This is a genomic window from Pseudomonas pharyngis, from assembly GCF_021602345.1.
GTDB classification, from domain to species: Bacteria; Pseudomonadota; Gammaproteobacteria; order Pseudomonadales; family Pseudomonadaceae; genus Aquipseudomonas; species Aquipseudomonas pharyngis.
This window is the reverse complement of record NZ_BQID01000006.1, coordinates 345,282-359,827: the sequence shown is the minus strand read 5'-3', so window position 1 is coordinate 359,827 and position 14,546 is coordinate 345,282. Positions and strand designations below refer to the sequence as shown.

Sequence of the window (14,546 nt, the reverse complement as noted above, 5' to 3'; positions counted from 1 at the left end):
GGTGCGGGAGGCGATCTTGATCTACAACCGGGAGCGCCCGCACCTGTCCTTGAAATACAAAACGCCCGATGCAGTGCATCGGGCGTTAGGGTGAAACAGGTGTAAACCTATTTCAGGACTAGACACGTCGATCAGGGTTTCAGCGGCTGGGAGGCAATGGCTTTCTCGATGGCCGCCAGAAATTCCGGATCATCCGGTTTGGTCAGGCTGGAGAAATTGGCGATCACCTTGCCCTGGCGGTCGATGACGTATTTGTAGAAATTCCACTTCGGTGCGCTGCTCTGTTTGGCCAGCACCTGGAACAGATGAGTCGCATCGTCACCCCGCACCTTCTGCGGCTCGGTCATGGTGAACGTCACGCCGTAGTTGGCGTAGCAGACCTTGGCGGTCTCGGCGCTGTCCTTGGACTCCTGCTTGAAGTCATTGGACGGTACGCCGAGCATTTCCAGGCCCTGGGCCTTGTAGCGCTGATTCAGCGCTTCAAGCCCCTCGAACTGCGGTGCAAAACCACAGAAGCTGGCCGTGTTAATCACTACCAGCGGTTTGTCGGCGTAGCGCTGACACAGGTCGATGGATTCCTTGGCCCGCAACTTGGGCAACGAGCCTTGCAACAGATCCGGACAGTCCGCGGCCTGGGCCAGTCCGGTCAACGCCATCAGCAACGCGGGAACAGCACACCAGCGCTTGAGCATGTCGGGCATCCTTGAGCAATCGTCAGGCCTCGACGTTACTCGCCCTCCCGCCGGTCTAGCAAGCACCCATGCCCAACTGCATCAGCGCCAACCCGCCCTGATGCCAGCCCCACCACACCAGCGCCAGCAACGCGGCGCCGAGTGCGGTGACGACGATCTGCGGCCAGAAACGGTTCATGCGGCGCTCGCACGCGGTTGCAGGCGCTCGACCGGGCGCTCGCGCACCGGCCAGTTCAGCGCCGCCGCCAGCAGACTCAGGAGAATCGCCACTTGCCAGATCAAGTCATAACTCCCGGTTCGGTCATACACCACCCCGCCCAGCCAGCCGCCGAGGAACGAACCCAACTGATGGAACAGAAACACGATGCCGCCGAGCATGGACAGGTTTCGCACGCCAAACAAGGTCGCCACCGTACCGTTGGTCAACGGCACCGTCGACAGCCACAGGAACCCCATGGCCATGCCGAACAGATAGGCCGAGGTCGTCGTCACCGGCAGCCACAGAAACAGCACGATCACCACCGCGCGCAGCAGATAGAGCCCGGTCAGCAGACGCGGTTTGGACATCCGCCCACCGAGCCAACCGGCGGTGTAGGTACCGAAGATGTTGAACAGGCCGATCAACGCCAGCACGGTGGTGCCGACGGTGGCCGGCAGATGCTGATCAACCAGATACGCCGGCAAGTGCACGCCGATGAACACCACCTGAAATCCGCAGACGAAAAAGCCGAACGCCAGCAGCCAGAACCCGGAATGCGAGCAGGCCTCGCGCAGGGCTTCGGACAGGGTTTGTTCGTGGCCGAGCACCGGCAGCGGCTTGTCCTTGAGCATGCTCACCAGCGGCACGATCAACGCCACCAGCAGTCCCAGCACCAGCAATGCCGCCGACCAGCCGAGCCAGCCGATCAGCCCGAGGGTGCCCGGCAACATCGCGAACTGGCCAAAGGATCCGGCGGCGCTGGCAATGCCCATGCCCATGCTGCGTTTTTCCGGCGGCACGGCGCGACCGACGACGCCAAGAATCACCGAGAACGAGGTCCCGGACAGTCCGATACCGATCAACAGACCGGCGCTCAGGGACAAGCCCAAAGCGGTTTCCGACAGGCCCATGAACACCAGGCCCAAGGCGTAGAGCACACCGCCGATCAACACCACTTTCGCCGCGCCGAAGCGGTCGGCCAGCGCGCCAGTGAACGGTTGCGCCAGCCCCCAGATCAGGTTCTGCAAGGCGATGGCGAAGGCGAACACCTCGCGCCCCCAGCCGAACTGGGCGCTCATCGGCGACAGAAACAAGCCGAAGCCGTGCCGCACGCCCAATGACAACGCCAGAATCAGCGCACTCCCCAGCAACACCCAACCGCACGTACGCCACATCGAACTCATTATTATTCTCCAGTCGCGGGTATATACCCGCTTAGATTCGGAAAAAACCGGCCCTCAGGCCAGTTCATCCAATAGCCGCAGCAAGGTTTCACGCTTCTCGGCACCCAGTCGGTCGATCAACCGCTGTTGCGCCGCTTCCCAGGCCGGCAAGGCTGCTGCCAGGCGTTGCGCACCGGTTTCAGTGAGCCGGACGATGCGGTTGCGCATGTCTTCGCCCTCGGCCAGCGCCACCAGGCCCTCGCCTTCCAGCACCCGCAGATTGCGCCCGAGGGTGCTGCGATCCAGGCCCATGGCCTCGGCCAGTTCGGAAATGCTCGGCTGATCCAGGCGCTGCAGATTGCACAGCAGAGAATACTGGGCAACGTTGATCCCGAAGCCGTCGAGAGCGCCGTCGTAATGCCTGCTGACGCCACGCGCGGCGCGACGCAGGTTGGTGCACAAACACTGAGATGGAAGCATGATGCGTGTATATACCCGCGACTGTGTTAAATCAAGTTACAGATCAAGATAAGGCCAGCCCGACCAGCACTGACATCTCTAGCAATTCCAGCAACGCGCCGGCCGTATCACCGGTGGTTCCACCCAGTCGCCGCACCATCAAATGCCGCAGCCAGATGAACACGACAACCGCCAGCAGCAACGCCACGACAGCGTCGAACCCGGCGATCGCCACACACGCCGCCGCACTCCCTGCCAGCACCTGCCAACCCGCCTTACGCGGCAGATGATCGGCCAGCGCCTGCCCCAACCCGCCGGCCCGCACATAAGTCGTGGTGAGAAACAGCCCGAGCAACGCCGCTCGGCCGATCAGCGGCACGATGATCAATGCCATGCCCTGCTGTTGTTCGATCAACGCCAGCAACGCGGCAAACTTGAGCAGCAACACCAGCACCAGCGTCACCACCGCGATCGGCCCGCTGCGTGGATCTTTCATGATCGTCAGCGTACGCTCGCGATCACCGAACCCGCCGAGCCACGCATCGGCGCTGTCCGCCAGCCCATCAAGGTGCAACGCGCCGCTGAGCAGCACCCACACCGCCAGCAACAGCGCCGCATGCAACAGCAACGGCGTGCCGACCAAGGAAATGTTCAGCGCCCAGAGAATGACACCGAACAACAGTCCCACCAGCGGATAAAACAGCAGCGACCGGCCGAGCTGTTCAGGCGCCGGCATGCCCGGCAGACGAATCGGCAGGCTGCTGAGAAATTGCAGGGCGATCCACAGAGGCAGCATGTCAGAGCACTTCCCTGAGCGAACCGTCGGCCTCGACGATCAGCGAAAACAGCGCGCCGTGGCCGACTTCGACATTGAGCAGTTGTTCACGGGGCAAGCCACGGGCCTGCGCCAGCAACAGACGCATGACGCCACCATGACTGATCAGCAACACCCGCTCACCCGCGTGCGCCGCGTGCAGTCGCATCACCGCCGCCAGCACCCGCGCCGAAAAATCGCTGACCGGCTCACCCTGCGGCGGGGTAAACCCATAGGGATCCGCCCAGAACAAGCCCAGGCCCTCGGCATCGGTTTCCATCAGCGCCGCCGCGCTCTGCCCTTCCCAGGCACCGAAATGCAGTTCTTGCAGATTCTTGTCCAGAGAAACCGACAGCTCCCACTGCGCGCTCAACTCTTCAGCAAACCGCGCACAACGCTGCAACGGCGAACTGACCAGCCGATCCCACGGCGCCTGCCCGCTCACCGCCTCGCGCATCTGCGCCCAGCCTTTTTCGGTCAGTGCATCGTCGAGGCTGCCGCGCAGGCCGCCGCCGAGCTCGGTTTCACCGTGGCGCAGCAGATCCAGACGCAAGGTCATGCCGGGCGGTCCGCCACCGCGGCTTCAGCGAAGGTTGCCATCTGGCCGTGCAGGTCGCAGGCCAGACGCAGCAACGGCACCGCCAGCGCCGCGCCACTGCCCTCGCCCAGACGCAGGCCCAGTTCCAGCAGCGGTTCAGCGCCGAGGGTTTCCAGTACATGGCGATGGCCCGGCTCGGCACCACGGTGACCGAACAGCAGCCACTCACGGCAGGCCGGATTCAGGCGCACCGCCACCAGCGCCGCGACCGTGCAGATGAAACCATCCACCAGCACCGCCACACCTTCCTGAGCGCACGCCAGATAGGCGCCAACCAGTGCCGCAATCTCGAAGCCGCCGAGATTGAACAGCGTCTGCAACGCATCGCCACGTTGCGCCGCATGCAGTGCCAGCGCCCGCTCGATCACCTGCGCCTTGTGGCTGACGCCTTCGGCATTCAGCCCGGTGCCGGGGCCGGTCAGGTGCGCCACCGGGCAGTCGAGCAAAGCACAGGCCAGCGCACTGGCGGCGGTGGTGTTGCCGATGCCCATTTCGCCGCCGATGAACAATTGCGCGCCTGCCGCTTTCGCCCGCAGCACGCTGTCGCGACCGCCCTGCAAGGCGAGTTCACCCTGGGCCTGAGTCATCGCCGCGCCCTTGGCGAAATTCGCCGTGCCCGGGCCGATGTTCAGGTGACGCACGCCCGTCAGGTTCAACGACGGGGTCACGGTGCCCAGATCCACCACTTCCAATTGCGCACCGAGTTGCCGCGCCAGCACGCTGATCGCCGCACCGCCGCTGACGAAGTTCAGCAGCATCTGCCCGGTGACCTCCTGCGGGAACGCGGAAACCCCTTCGGCGACAACGCCATGGTCGCCGGCAAAAATCGCGATCCAGACTTGATCCAGTGTCGGCTTGACCTGGCCCTGCAATCCGGCCAGCTGCACCGCCACCGATTCGAGCCGCCCGAGGGAGCCGGCAGGTTTGGTCAATTGCTGCTGACGCGCCGTCGCGTTTTCAACGGCGTTCGCGCCCACCGGTTTGCACGGGTTCAGCCACCAGGCTTGGGTCATAACGCAGGTCCTTTCAGAGTCAGGGGCAGGCCGGCGACCGTCAGGACAACTCGCTGACAACGCTCGGCCAGAGCTTGATGCAGCCAACCGGCTTCATCGACGTAGCGGCGAGTCAATTCGCCCAGCGGCACGACACCCATTCCGGTCTCGTTGCTGACAAAAATGATTTCACCCGGCAGCGACGCCAGGCATTCGAGCAAGGCTTCGCGCTCGGCGGCGAGGCGTTCAGCGTCATCGAGCATCAGCAGATTGGTCAGCCACAGCGTCAGGCAATCCACCAGCAGGCAGCGCTCGGGGTCAGCGTTTTCGCGCAACACCCGAGCCAGTTCCAGCGGCTCTTCGATCAACGCCCATTCAGCAGGACGACGGGCGCGATGATGGGCGACGCGCTCATTCATCTCGCCGTCCAGTGGTTGGCTGGTGGCGATGTACGTCACGGCCAGCGCGCTGTCAGTGGCGAGTTCTTCGGCCAGGCGACTTTTGCCGGAGCGGGCGCCGCCGAGGATCAGTTGGAGCATGGGGAGATTCCACAGAGTTCACGTAACAGATCGGTATCCAGATGCTTCTCCACCAGATCCGCCAGCCGTTCGATATCGCGTTCGCGCAGGCCGTGGTAATCCACCTCCTGCACATCGTTCAGACCGGCCCAGCGCAACAGCGCCGCACTGGCCGCCGGCGATTCGAACAGGCCATGCAGGTAGGTGCCGAAAATCTGCCCGTCGAGACTTTGCGCGCCGTCGCAACGACCGTCGTCCAGATGCACGGCAGCATTTTCCAGCGCCGCTCCCGTGGTCACGCCGGCATGAATTTCATAACCGCTGACCTCGGCATCTTCCAGCGCCAGACGCCCGCGAACATTGCGCAACTGTTTCTCGGCTTCGAGCTGCGTTTCAAACGCCAGCAACCCCAGACCGGCGCTGGATCCCGGCGCACCTTCAAGGCCCAGCGGATCGTGCACCTGCTCGCCGAGCATTTGCAGACCGCCGCAGATCCCGAGCAATTTCCCGCCGTAACGCAGGTGACGGCGGATGGCGGATTCCCAACCATTGGCCCGCAGATACGCCAAGTCACTGCGCACGCTTTTCGAGCCCGGAAGAACGATCAGGTCGGCCGGCGGTATCGCTTGCCCCGGGCCGATGAATTGCAGATCAACCTGCGGATGCAGACGCAGCGGATCGAAATCGGTGTGGTTGCTGATGCGCGGCAGCACCGGCACCACCACTTTCAGGACTTGCTCGGCCTTGTCGGTCTGACGCTGGTCGATGCCGTCCTCGGCTTCCAGATGCAGATCCATCACGTATGGCAGCACGCCCACCACCGGTTTGCCGGTGCGCTGTTCCAGCCAGTCGAGGCCCGGTTGCAGCAAGGCGATGTCGCCGCGAAAACGGTTGATGATGAAACCTTTGACCCGTGCCTGTTCGCTCGGCGACAGCAGTTCCAGCGTGCCCACCAGATGGGCGAAGACGCCGCCACGATTGATGTCGGCGATCAGCAACACCGGGCAATCCACCGCTTCGGCGAAGCCCATGTTGGCGATGTCACCGGCGCGCAGATTGATCTCGGCCGGCGAGCCCGCGCCTTCGACCATCACCAGCGGATAGGCGGCACGCAAACGCTCGTGGGAGGCAAGCACGGCCTGCATGGCGATGGCTTTGTAGTCGTGATAGGCGACGGCGTTCATGCTGGTGACCGCTCGACCGTGAATGATGACCTGAGCGCCGGTGTCGCTGTTGGGCTTGAGCAGCACCGGGTTCATGTCGGTGTGCGGCTCGAGAAACGCCGCCTGGGCCTGCACCGCTTGCGCGCGGCCGATCTCGCCGCCGTCGGCAGTCACCGCGCTGTTGAGCGCCATGTTCTGCGGCTTGAACGGCACCACGGCAACGCCCTGACGGGTGGCCCAGCGGCAGAGCGCCGTCACCAGCGTGCTTTTGCCGGCGTCGGAGGTGGTGCCCTGCACCATTAAAGTGGTCATGCTGGTTTGTTTTCCATAGAGCGTTGCAGGGCGAATGCTTGCAGGGCTTGCTCAAGGCGCGCCTCGTCGGCGGCATCGGCGGGCAGCCCGAAACGCAGGCTGCTGTTGTGCGCGAAGAGTCGCAGGAGAATGCCGCGTCGGGCCATGAATTCGTGCAACGCGGAGGCCTGTTCGGTGATCAGCCACTGAAACAGTGCGCAGCCACCCTGCGGTTTGAAACCGTAGCGTTCGAGCAGCGCAGCCAATCGTTCGCTGGCCTCGTCGCTGCGGATGCGCTGACGCGTGTGGCCTTCGGTGTCGCGCAGACAGGCCTGACCCAGCACCCGGGTCGGCCCGCTGACCGCCCACGGCCCGACCTGTTCGGCCAGCAACCGGAGCAACTTGCGCTCGGCCAGCACGAACCCCAGCCGCACACCGGCCAGACCGAAAAACTTGCCGAACGAGCGCAACACGATCAACCCCACTTGATGCGCATGCGGGGCGAGACTCAGCTGCGGCGTGTTGTCCATGAACGCTTCATCGACCACCAGCCAGCCGCCGCGCTGGGCCAGCCGTGCGTGCCAGTCGAGCAGGCGCGCCGGGGTCAGGTTCAGGCCCGTTGGGTTGTTCGGATTGACCACCACCAGCACGTCGAGGCTGTCGAGAAAGAAATCGACTTCCTGCTCCAGCACCTCACGCACGATATAGCCGCTGCGCCGCCAGGCTTCAGCATGCTCGGCATAACACGGCGACAGCACGCCGACCTTGCCGGCCCGACGCAATCGCGGCAACAACTGAATGGCCATCTGCGAACCGGCCACCGGCAGCACCTGGCTGGTACCGTAGTAATCGCAGGCGGCCTGCTCCAGACCGTCATCGTTTTCCGGCAAGCGTGCCCAGGCCCGCAGCGGAATATCCGGGACCGGAAACGGCCACGGCGCAAGCCCCGTGGACAGGTCGAGCCAGTCTTCTTCCGCGATGCCGTATTGGAGCGCCGCCCTGCGCAACCGGCCACCGTGCTCAAGCATAGAATTCAGCCCCCACGCAGAGAATCAGCAGCCATAACCATACCCCGCGCTGGACCAATTGCCAGCCGCGATCAATGGAATCGGCATCCGCCGGCACGCCCTCGCCCAGTTGCGGACGCTCGTGCAGCTCGCCGTGGTAAATCGCCGGGCCACCCAGCTCGACGCCCAAGGCACCTGCGCCGGCGGCCATCACCGGGCCGGCGTTCGGGCTGTCCCATTTCGGCGCCTGGGTGCGCCAGCATTTCAGCGCCAGTCGGGTTTTGCCGAGCAGCGCGTAGGTCAACGCTACCAGCCGCGCAGGAATGTAGTTGAGGACGTCGTCGATTTTTGCCGCCGCCCAGCCGAACCGCTCGAAACGTTCGTTGCGATAGCCCCACATCGCGTCGAGCGTATTGCTCAAACGGTAGAGCACCACGCCCGGCGCACCGGCCACGGCAAACCAGAACAGCGCCGCGAACACCGCATCGCTACCGTTCTCCAGCACCGATTCAGTAGCAGCGCGGGCGACAGCGGTGCTGTCCAGCTCATCGGTCTGGCGGCTGACCAGATACCCCACACGCTTGCGCGCCTCTTCCAGATCATCGGCACGCAAGGCCTTGGCCACCGGCTCGACGTGCTCACCCAGGCTGCGCATGCCGAGGGCGCAATACAGCGCAAGAATCTCGACAATCCAGCCCACGTAAGGCGCCCAGGAAAACGCCGTGGCCAGCAGGGTCAGCGGCAACACCGCGATCACCCACGCGGTGACGCCATGGCTACGCCAGCCGCGACCGCCGCTGTTGAAACGTTGCTCGATGCGCCCGGCGAAATTGCCGAACGCCACCAGCGGATGCCAGCGTTTCGGTTCACCCAGCAGCGCATCCAGCGCAACTGCGGCGACACTCAACAACGCCACACTCATTGACTCACTCCCCAAAAATTTTCGTACAGCAGCTCATTGAGCGGACGCGCCTGCGCCCACCCTTCGAGTACCAGCATCGGCGCCGGATAAAATTCCTTGACCGGCCCCAGGCAAAGCACCGCCAGCGGCTTGGCACCGGCCGGCAGTTTCAGCAGATCGGCCAGCGCCTGTGGCTCGAACAACGACACCCAGCCCATGCCCAGGCCTTCGGCACGCGCGGCGAGCCACAGGTTCTGGATCGCGCAGGACAATGAGGCCATGTCCATTTCCGGCATTGTGCGACGACCAAAGATGTGTTTTTCGCGATCGTCCATCAACGCGGCGACCAGCACTTCGGCGCAATCGTTGATGCCTTCGACCTTGAGCTTCATGAACTCGTCACTGCGTTCGCCGAGGGCTTCGGCGGTGCGTACGCGTTCTTCTTCAACAAGGTTCTGGATCTGGCCACGTAGCGCGCGGTCGCTGATACGGATGAAGCGCCACGGCTGCATCAGGCCGACGCTCGGTGCCTGGTGTGCGGCTTCAAGCAATCGTCGCAACACGTCAGGCTCGACCATACCGCCGCTGAAGTGGCGCATGTCGCGGCGTTCGGCGATGGCGCGGTAAACCGCTTCGCGCTCGGCGTCAGTGAAGGCGTTGTCGGTCATGGCACCAACAGCGCGGCAATCGCCGACGGATTTGACGGGAAATAGAAGTGAACGTACGAGGCGGTCATCCGCCCTTCCCTGTAAACCGCTTCCGCGCCGCGCCCGCCGTTGGGGCTGTGGCCACGGGCAATCGGCGTCAGTTCGGTGGTGGTCAGGGAATGGTGATAGGTGTGGCCGCGCAACAGGCCTTCCGGCAGGTCGACCTCTTGCAATGCCAGCGCAGCGAGGCGCTTTTGCATCACGGCGTCGCCACTCAGCAGGCCGACCAAATCAGCGCGGGTGCCTTCGACATCGGTCAGCGAGTCGAGCAGATAAAGCATGCCGCCACATTCGGCGAGCAGCGGTTTGCCGGCGGCGTGGTGAGCGCGGATCGCTTTGAGCATGTCAGTGTTCTGCGACAAGGCAACGTGGTGCAATTCCGGATAACCGCCGGGCAGGTACAAACTTTCGGCTTCAGGCAATTGCGCATCACGGATCGGCGAGAAGAAACTCAGCTCCGCCCCCATCGCCCGCAACAGATCGAGACTGGCGCCGTAGGTGAAGGCAAAGGCTTCGTCGCGGGCGACGGCAATTCGCACGCCTTCGAGCAGCTTTTCGGTGTTGACGATTTCAGGCGCGGCGAATTCGACGGCCGGTGGCAGCGCTACCTCGCAAGTGCCAGCCAGCGCTTGGGCGGCGGCGTCGAGGCGCACGTCGAGGTCATTCAGTTCGCTGGCCTGCACCAGACCCAGATGACGGCTTGGCAGTTCGATCCCGGTTTCCCGGGACAACGCGCCGTACCAGCGCAGGCCTTCGGTGAGGCTGCCTTCGAGCAACTGCGCATGGCGCACGGTGCCGACACGATTGGCCAGCACGCCGGCGAACGGCAGATCCGGCTGATAGCGCGCCAGGCCCAAGGCCAGTGCGCCGAACGTTTGGGCCATGGCCGTGCCGTCGATCACGCCGAGCACCGGTACGCCGAAATGCCGCGCCAGATCGGCGCTCGACGGCGTGCCGTCGAACAGGCCCATCACGCCTTCGATCAGGATCAGATCGGCTTCGGCGGCGGCTTCCCACAACAGACGTCGACTTTCCTGCTCGCCGACCATCCACATGTCCAGTTGATAGACCGGCGCACCGCTGGCGCGTTCGAGGATCATCGGGTCGAGAAAGTCCGGGCCGCACTTGAATACGCGGACCTTGCGCCCCTGATTACGATGCAGACGGGCCAGCGCAGCGGTGACGGTGGTCTTGCCCTGGCCGGAAGCCGGCGCGGCGATCAGTACCGCAGGGCAGTGACGTGGTTGATTCAAAGTTCGACGCCTTTCTGCGCTTTGATGCCGGCCTGGAAGGCGTGCTTGATCATGCCCATTTCGGTGACGGTGTCGCCCATCTCGATCATTTCCGGCTTGGCGGCGCGGCCAGTGACGATCACGTGTTGCATCGGCGGACGGGCCTGCAGATCGCTGAGCACCTGATCCAGATCGAGGTAACCGTGCTTGAGGGCAATGTTCAGTTCATCGAGCACCACCAGACCGATCGACGGATCGCGCAGCAGCTCGCGGGAGACTTCCCAGGCCGCTTCGGCGGCGGCGATGTCGCGCTGACGGTCCTGGGTTTCCCAGGTGAAGCCCTCGCCCATCACATGAAAGCGCACTTGCTCGGGGAAGCGGCGGAAGAACAGCTCTTCACCGGTGCTGTTGCGGCCCTTGATGAACTGCACCACGCCGCACTGCATGCCGTGGCCCATGGCGCGGGCGAGCATGCCGAATGCCGAGCTGCTTTTGCCTTTGCCGTTGCCGGTCAGCACCAGCACCAGGCCGCATTCGTCTGGCGAATTGGCGATGCGCTCATCGATCACGGCTTTTTTGCGCTGCATGCGCGCCAGGTGGCGCTCGTCGCGTTCGGGGGAATCAGTCATGGGGGAGCTCTCCGTTGAGGCTGGATAACGGCGGGCAGGCACAAGAATAGACGGCAACAAGCCTGGCATCGCCCACCGTGATGCCGCTGGATGGATCAGGCCGGTCTCCGGGCTCATGAGCGGCTGGTGCCTGGCTGCGCGCCTTCCCGCTGTTAAGCAGTGGCATCAGACGCAGCTTTTACTCATTTACCGTTGCGGGGGCAGCGCCGGGATCGTGAGGGTTCTTCGCTCGAAGACCCGCCTCACCGGCTTCCCTGTTTCACTCTGTCGACATGCGCCACAGAGCACCTGAAACAAGCCGCGAAGGTTAGAGGGTTGGGGGTGGAGCGTCAATTGAAGAGGGGCTTGTGCGGCGAATAACTGCCATCGATCAATTAACTGACGCCAATCTTGTGCCACACTGACATGAGTGATATCAAAGAGCCATGCTCTTTGACTGCAGAGAGCCCATCACAATAACAAGGGAGAACCCCATGCAAGGCATGATCATCAGCAATCCGCGGCTGGAATTCCTGCGCCCGGTGCTGGAACGCTGGTTTGACTGTATCGACCGCTACAACGCCGTGCGCGGCGACAATGACACGCCCTACTGGCACGACGAAAAAGCCAACCTCGGTCTGCTGTCGGCCGCCGCGTGGATGGCTGAACTGGTCACCCTGCGCGACACTGCCACCCGCAAACAGAACGAAGAAGGCGAGCGCAACGCCCGCGCCGATTTGTTTATTGCTGGCGCCGAGGATCGCGCCTTCATTCAGGCGACCCAACGCTGGCCGCGCGTCACCAGCCTGAATCTGACCCAGGCCCTGGCGGATATCACCAGCGACGCCAAGCGCATCAGCTACGCCAGCGACCTGAAACTCGGCTGCCTGTTCGTCGCCCCGCAAAAAGCCCAACACAGCGCCAGCCCGGAAGAATTGCAGGACATGGTCGACGACCTGCAAAAGGAACACACCTGCGCCGTCGCCTGGTATTTCCCCTACGCCTACCGCAAATTGCGCAGCGAAGCCGGCAACTATCACCCCGGCATTGCCGTGCTGTTCAAGGAAGCCCGCGGCTGAGGGTTGAACCATCGGGCTTGTGCGCTTCTCTATGTTTAGGAATGCATTCATAGGGAAGATCAGCAATGCGCAAGCCCCAGCTCGTTTTCGTCATCATGATCGCCGGAGGGCTCGCCGCCTGTGGTGAATCCTCCAGCCTGCAAGTTACCGACGGCACCGGTCCGTCACCGAAACTGCCCGAACCGAACAAGACCCTGATCCCGACGGTGAACATCGCCCCGGCCATCGGCTGGCCGGCCGGCGCCAAACCGATGGCAGCGACAGGTACGCAGGTGGCGGCGTTTGCCGAAAATCTCGATCACCCACGCTGGCTCTACGTGCTGCCCAATGGCGATGTGCTGGTGGCGGAAACCAACGCTCCGCCCAAGCCCGACGACGGCAAGGGCATTCGCGGCTGGGTGATGAAAAAAGTCATGGGCCGCGCCGGTGCCGGCGTCCCCAGCCCGAATCGCATCACCCTGCTGCGCGATGCCGATCATGACGGCGTGGCCGAGACCCGCACGGTGTTCCTGCAGAACCTCAACTCGCCGTTCGGCATGACCTTGGTCGGCAATGATCTGTACGTCGCCGATACCGATCGCCTGCTGCGCTTTAACTACGAGCCCGGCGCGACCGAAATCAACAGCCAGCCGATCAAGGTCGTGGATTTGCCGGGCGGCACGCTCAACCATCACTGGACCAAGAACGTCATCGCCAGCAAAGACGGCAGCAAGCTGTACGTCACCGTCGGCTCGAACAGCAACGTCGGCGAAAACGGTCTCGACCAGGAAGAAGGCCGCGCGGCGATCTGGGAAGTGGATCGCGCCACCGGCAACCACCGGATCTTCGCCTCGGGCATCCGCAACCCCAACGGCCTGGCCTGGGAGCCGAAAAGCGGTGCGCTGTGGACCGCAGTCAACGAACGCGATGAGATTGGCAGCGATCTGGTGCCGGACTACATCACCTCGGTCAAGGATGGTGGTTTCTATGGCTGGCCGTTCAGCTACTACGGCCAGCACGTTGATGTGCGCGTGGAACCCCAGCGGCCGGACATGGTGGCCAAGGCCATCGCTCCCGACTACGCCGTCGGCCCGCACACCGCGTCACTGGGCCTGACCTTTGCCGAAGGCAATCGCCTGCCGGCGCAGTTCAAGGAAGGCGCATTCATCGGCCAGCACGGCTCGTGGAACCGCAAGCCGCACAGTGGCTACAAGGTGATCTTCGTACCGTTTGCCGCTGGCAAGCCGAGCGGAGCACCGGTTGACGTGCTGACTGGATTTCTCGACAAGGACGAAAACGCGCTGGGTCGTCCGGTCGGCGTGGTGATCGACCAGCAAGGTGGATTGCTGGTAGCCGATGACGTGGGGAACAAGGTGTGGCGGGTGTCAGCGACCCGCTAGTGTGTTGCAGGCATAAAAAAACCCGTGGGAGCCATTCAGCTCCCACGGGTTTTTATGTATCTGGGTTACGGGTTATGCGCCAGATGCTCTGGCTGCAGAACGCGCTTGGCGCTCAGATAGGCTTTCTGCCAATAGGCTTTCGACAGGCTGTCCAGCTTCACCGTGCCGCCAGTGGCCGGTGCGTGAACGAAGCGCCCTTCCCCGACGTAAATTCCCGCATGGCTGACCTGAGAGCCGCCATTGGTGGCGAAGAAAATCAGGTCGCCGGTCTGCAGCCCTTCCTTGCCGACATTCGGCGCCTGCATGACGATCATCTCGCGGGTCGAACGCGGCAGGCTGATGCCGGCGGCATCGCGGTAGACGAAACCGATCAGACCGCTGCAATCGAAGCCCGAATCCGGCGTATTGCCACCCCAGCGATAAGGCGTGCCGACCAGCCCTAGCGCGCGGAACAGCACGTCTTCGGCAGCAGGCGAAAAGGTCTGGGAGGATCCGAACACGATCGGAGCGCGAACCACCGGCGCAGGGGGCGGAGTGCGGCTGGCGCAGGCGCTGAGTAGCGCGGCGAAGAACATCAAGGCAAAGCGGGCCGACATCGTCATATGCAGAACATCCTGATCTGGCTGCGGCTTTGACTGCCGATTCGATAGAAAACAAAACCGCCTGCGTTGGGACGCAGGCGGTTTGCCATCAATATAGATCAGGATTCTAGCGGCTACGCGGCAAACTTCAAGTAAGACTTTA

16 protein-coding genes, 1 pseudogene and 1 riboswitch are annotated in these 14,546 nt (G+C 63.4%); of the genes and pseudogenes, 2 read left to right on the top strand and 15 right to left on the bottom strand.

Features of this window, described 5'->3' with window-relative positions; translation table 11 throughout:
• Positions 1 to 131: 131 nt before the first annotated feature.
• The 14 genes and pseudogenes from L6D74_RS15465 to cobO all read right to left on the bottom strand — a co-directional run bounded on the left by L6D74_RS15465 (position 132) and on the right by cobO (position 11,365).
• Positions 132 to 692 (bottom strand): glutathione peroxidase, encoded by a 561-nt coding sequence (locus tag L6D74_RS15465; protein ID WP_039769833.1) that lies wholly within the window; start codon positions 690 to 692, stop codon positions 132 to 134.
• A 55-nt stretch (positions 693 to 747) separates the two neighbouring features.
• Entirely contained in the window at positions 748 to 870 is a 123-nt protein-coding gene (locus tag L6D74_RS29995; RefSeq protein WP_007950415.1) for a hypothetical protein, read from the bottom strand.
• Positions 867 to 2,075 (bottom strand): MFS transporter, encoded by a 1,209-nt coding sequence (locus L6D74_RS15460; RefSeq protein WP_011333148.1) that lies wholly within the window; start codon positions 2,073 to 2,075, stop codon positions 867 to 869. The genes L6D74_RS29995 and L6D74_RS15460 overlap by 4 nt, the downstream gene beginning before the upstream one ends.
• Positions 2,076 to 2,129: 54 nt before the next feature.
• Complete coding sequence (locus L6D74_RS15455) at positions 2,130 to 2,534, bottom strand: MarR family winged helix-turn-helix transcriptional regulator (RefSeq protein WP_007950413.1); 405 nt, start codon at positions 2,532 to 2,534, stop codon at positions 2,130 to 2,132.
• Between the two features lie 43 nt (positions 2,535 to 2,577).
• On the bottom strand, positions 2,578 to 3,309 hold the full coding sequence (locus L6D74_RS15450; RefSeq protein ID WP_236189709.1) for an adenosylcobinamide-GDP ribazoletransferase: 732 nt from the start codon (positions 3,307 to 3,309) through the stop codon (positions 2,578 to 2,580).
• Position 3,310: 1 nt separating this feature from the next.
• Positions 3,311 to 3,886 (bottom strand): alpha-ribazole phosphatase family protein, encoded by a 576-nt coding sequence (gene cobC / locus L6D74_RS15445; RefSeq protein WP_236189708.1) that lies wholly within the window; start codon positions 3,884 to 3,886, stop codon positions 3,311 to 3,313.
• Positions 3,883 to 4,938, bottom strand: a complete 1,056-nt coding sequence (gene cobT / locus L6D74_RS15440) for a nicotinate-nucleotide--dimethylbenzimidazole phosphoribosyltransferase (RefSeq protein ID WP_236189707.1) — start codon at positions 4,936 to 4,938, stop codon at positions 3,883 to 3,885. The genes cobC and cobT overlap by 4 nt, the downstream gene beginning before the upstream one ends.
• Entirely contained in the window at positions 4,935 to 5,456 is a 522-nt protein-coding gene (gene cobU / locus L6D74_RS15435) for a bifunctional adenosylcobinamide kinase/adenosylcobinamide-phosphate guanylyltransferase (RefSeq protein ID WP_236189705.1), read from the bottom strand. The genes cobT and cobU overlap by 4 nt, the downstream gene beginning before the upstream one ends.
• Positions 5,452 to 6,910: pseudogene (locus L6D74_RS15430) on the bottom strand (cobyric acid synthase); the annotation flags it as partial. The gene cobU and the pseudogene L6D74_RS15430, both read right to left, overlap by 5 nt.
• Positions 6,907 to 7,917: a threonine-phosphate decarboxylase CobD gene (cobD, locus tag L6D74_RS15425; protein WP_236189701.1), complete on the bottom strand. Its 1,011-nt coding sequence runs from the start codon at positions 7,915 to 7,917 to the stop codon at positions 6,907 to 6,909. The pseudogene L6D74_RS15430 and the gene cobD, both read right to left, overlap by 4 nt.
• The gene (gene cbiB, locus L6D74_RS15420; protein WP_064594520.1) at positions 7,910 to 8,818 is read right to left on the bottom strand and encodes an adenosylcobinamide-phosphate synthase CbiB; all 909 of its coding nucleotides are present in this window, start codon (positions 8,816 to 8,818) and stop codon (positions 7,910 to 7,912) included. Before cbiB ends, cobD begins: the two co-directional genes overlap by 8 nt.
• On the bottom strand, positions 8,815 to 9,465 hold the full coding sequence (gene bluB, locus L6D74_RS15415; RefSeq protein ID WP_236189699.1) for a 5,6-dimethylbenzimidazole synthase: 651 nt from the start codon (positions 9,463 to 9,465) through the stop codon (positions 8,815 to 8,817). The genes cbiB and bluB overlap by 4 nt, the downstream gene beginning before the upstream one ends.
• Positions 9,462 to 10,757 (bottom strand): cobyrinic acid a,c-diamide synthase CobB, encoded by a 1,296-nt coding sequence (locus L6D74_RS15410; protein WP_236189698.1) that lies wholly within the window; start codon positions 10,755 to 10,757, stop codon positions 9,462 to 9,464. The genes bluB and L6D74_RS15410 overlap by 4 nt, the downstream gene beginning before the upstream one ends.
• Positions 10,754 to 11,365 carry a cob(I)yrinic acid a,c-diamide adenosyltransferase gene (gene cobO, locus L6D74_RS15405; RefSeq protein ID WP_007950401.1) on the bottom strand — a complete coding sequence of 204 codons (612 nt, stop codon included), beginning with the start codon at positions 11,363 to 11,365 and terminating at the stop codon, positions 10,754 to 10,756. The genes L6D74_RS15410 and cobO overlap by 4 nt, the downstream gene beginning before the upstream one ends.
• 81 nt (positions 11,366 to 11,446) lie before the next feature.
• Positions 11,447 to 11,672: riboswitch (cobalamin riboswitch) on the bottom strand.
• Between the two features lie 166 nt (positions 11,673 to 11,838).
• On the opposite strand from cobO, the gene L6D74_RS15400 reads away from it, so the two are divergent.
• Both L6D74_RS15400 and L6D74_RS15395 read left to right on the top strand, forming a co-directional pair.
• Positions 11,839 to 12,423, top strand: a complete 585-nt coding sequence (locus L6D74_RS15400; protein WP_039769816.1) for a hypothetical protein — start codon at positions 11,839 to 11,841, stop codon at positions 12,421 to 12,423.
• A 65-nt stretch (positions 12,424 to 12,488) separates the two neighbouring features.
• Entirely contained in the window at positions 12,489 to 13,802 is a 1,314-nt protein-coding gene (locus tag L6D74_RS15395; protein ID WP_236189697.1) for a PQQ-dependent sugar dehydrogenase, read from the top strand.
• A gap of 65 nt (positions 13,803 to 13,867) precedes the next feature.
• On the opposite strand, the gene L6D74_RS15390 is transcribed toward L6D74_RS15395, so the two are convergent.
• Positions 13,868 to 14,404, bottom strand: coding sequence for a C40 family peptidase (locus tag L6D74_RS15390; protein WP_039769812.1), 537 nt, complete (start codon positions 14,402 to 14,404; stop codon positions 13,868 to 13,870).
• Positions 14,405 to 14,546 lie beyond the last annotated feature (142 nt).

What these genes read in the sequence shown, in the direction of transcription:
- L6D74_RS15455 (WP_007950413.1), bottom strand. Translation starts at nt 2,534, where the DNA reads ATGCTTCCATCTCAGTGTTTGTGCACCAACCTGCGTCGCGCCGCGCGT.
- bluB (WP_236189699.1), bottom strand. Translation starts at nt 9,465, where the DNA reads ATGACCGACAACGCCTTCACTGACGCCGAGCGCGAAGCGGTTTACCGC.
- L6D74_RS29995 (WP_007950415.1), bottom strand. Translation starts at nt 870, where the DNA reads ATGAACCGTTTCTGGCCGCAGATCGTCGTCACCGCACTCGGCGCCGCG.
- L6D74_RS15390 (WP_039769812.1), bottom strand. Translation starts at nt 14,404, where the DNA reads ATGACGATGTCGGCCCGCTTTGCCTTGATGTTCTTCGCCGCGCTACTC.
- L6D74_RS15400 (WP_039769816.1), top strand. Translation starts at nt 11,839, where the DNA reads ATGCAAGGCATGATCATCAGCAATCCGCGGCTGGAATTCCTGCGCCCG.
- cbiB (WP_064594520.1), bottom strand. Translation starts at nt 8,818, where the DNA reads ATGAGTGTGGCGTTGTTGAGTGTCGCCGCAGTTGCGCTGGATGCGCTG.
- cobT (WP_236189707.1), bottom strand. Translation starts at nt 4,938, where the DNA reads ATGACCCAAGCCTGGTGGCTGAACCCGTGCAAACCGGTGGGCGCGAAC.
- L6D74_RS15450 (WP_236189709.1), bottom strand. Translation starts at nt 3,309, where the DNA reads ATGCTGCCTCTGTGGATCGCCCTGCAATTTCTCAGCAGCCTGCCGATT.
- cobC (WP_236189708.1), bottom strand. Translation starts at nt 3,886, where the DNA reads ATGACCTTGCGTCTGGATCTGCTGCGCCACGGTGAAACCGAGCTCGGC.
- cobD (WP_236189701.1), bottom strand. Translation starts at nt 7,917, where the DNA reads ATGCTTGAGCACGGTGGCCGGTTGCGCAGGGCGGCGCTCCAATACGGC.
- cobU (WP_236189705.1), bottom strand. Translation starts at nt 5,456, where the DNA reads ATGCTCCAACTGATCCTCGGCGGCGCCCGCTCCGGCAAAAGTCGCCTG.
- cobO (WP_007950401.1), bottom strand. Translation starts at nt 11,365, where the DNA reads ATGACTGATTCCCCCGAACGCGACGAGCGCCACCTGGCGCGCATGCAG.
- L6D74_RS15465 (WP_039769833.1), bottom strand. Translation starts at nt 692, where the DNA reads ATGCTCAAGCGCTGGTGTGCTGTTCCCGCGTTGCTGATGGCGTTGACC.
- L6D74_RS15395 (WP_236189697.1), top strand. Translation starts at nt 12,489, where the DNA reads ATGCGCAAGCCCCAGCTCGTTTTCGTCATCATGATCGCCGGAGGGCTC.
- L6D74_RS15460 (WP_011333148.1), bottom strand. Translation starts at nt 2,075, where the DNA reads ATGAGTTCGATGTGGCGTACGTGCGGTTGGGTGTTGCTGGGGAGTGCG.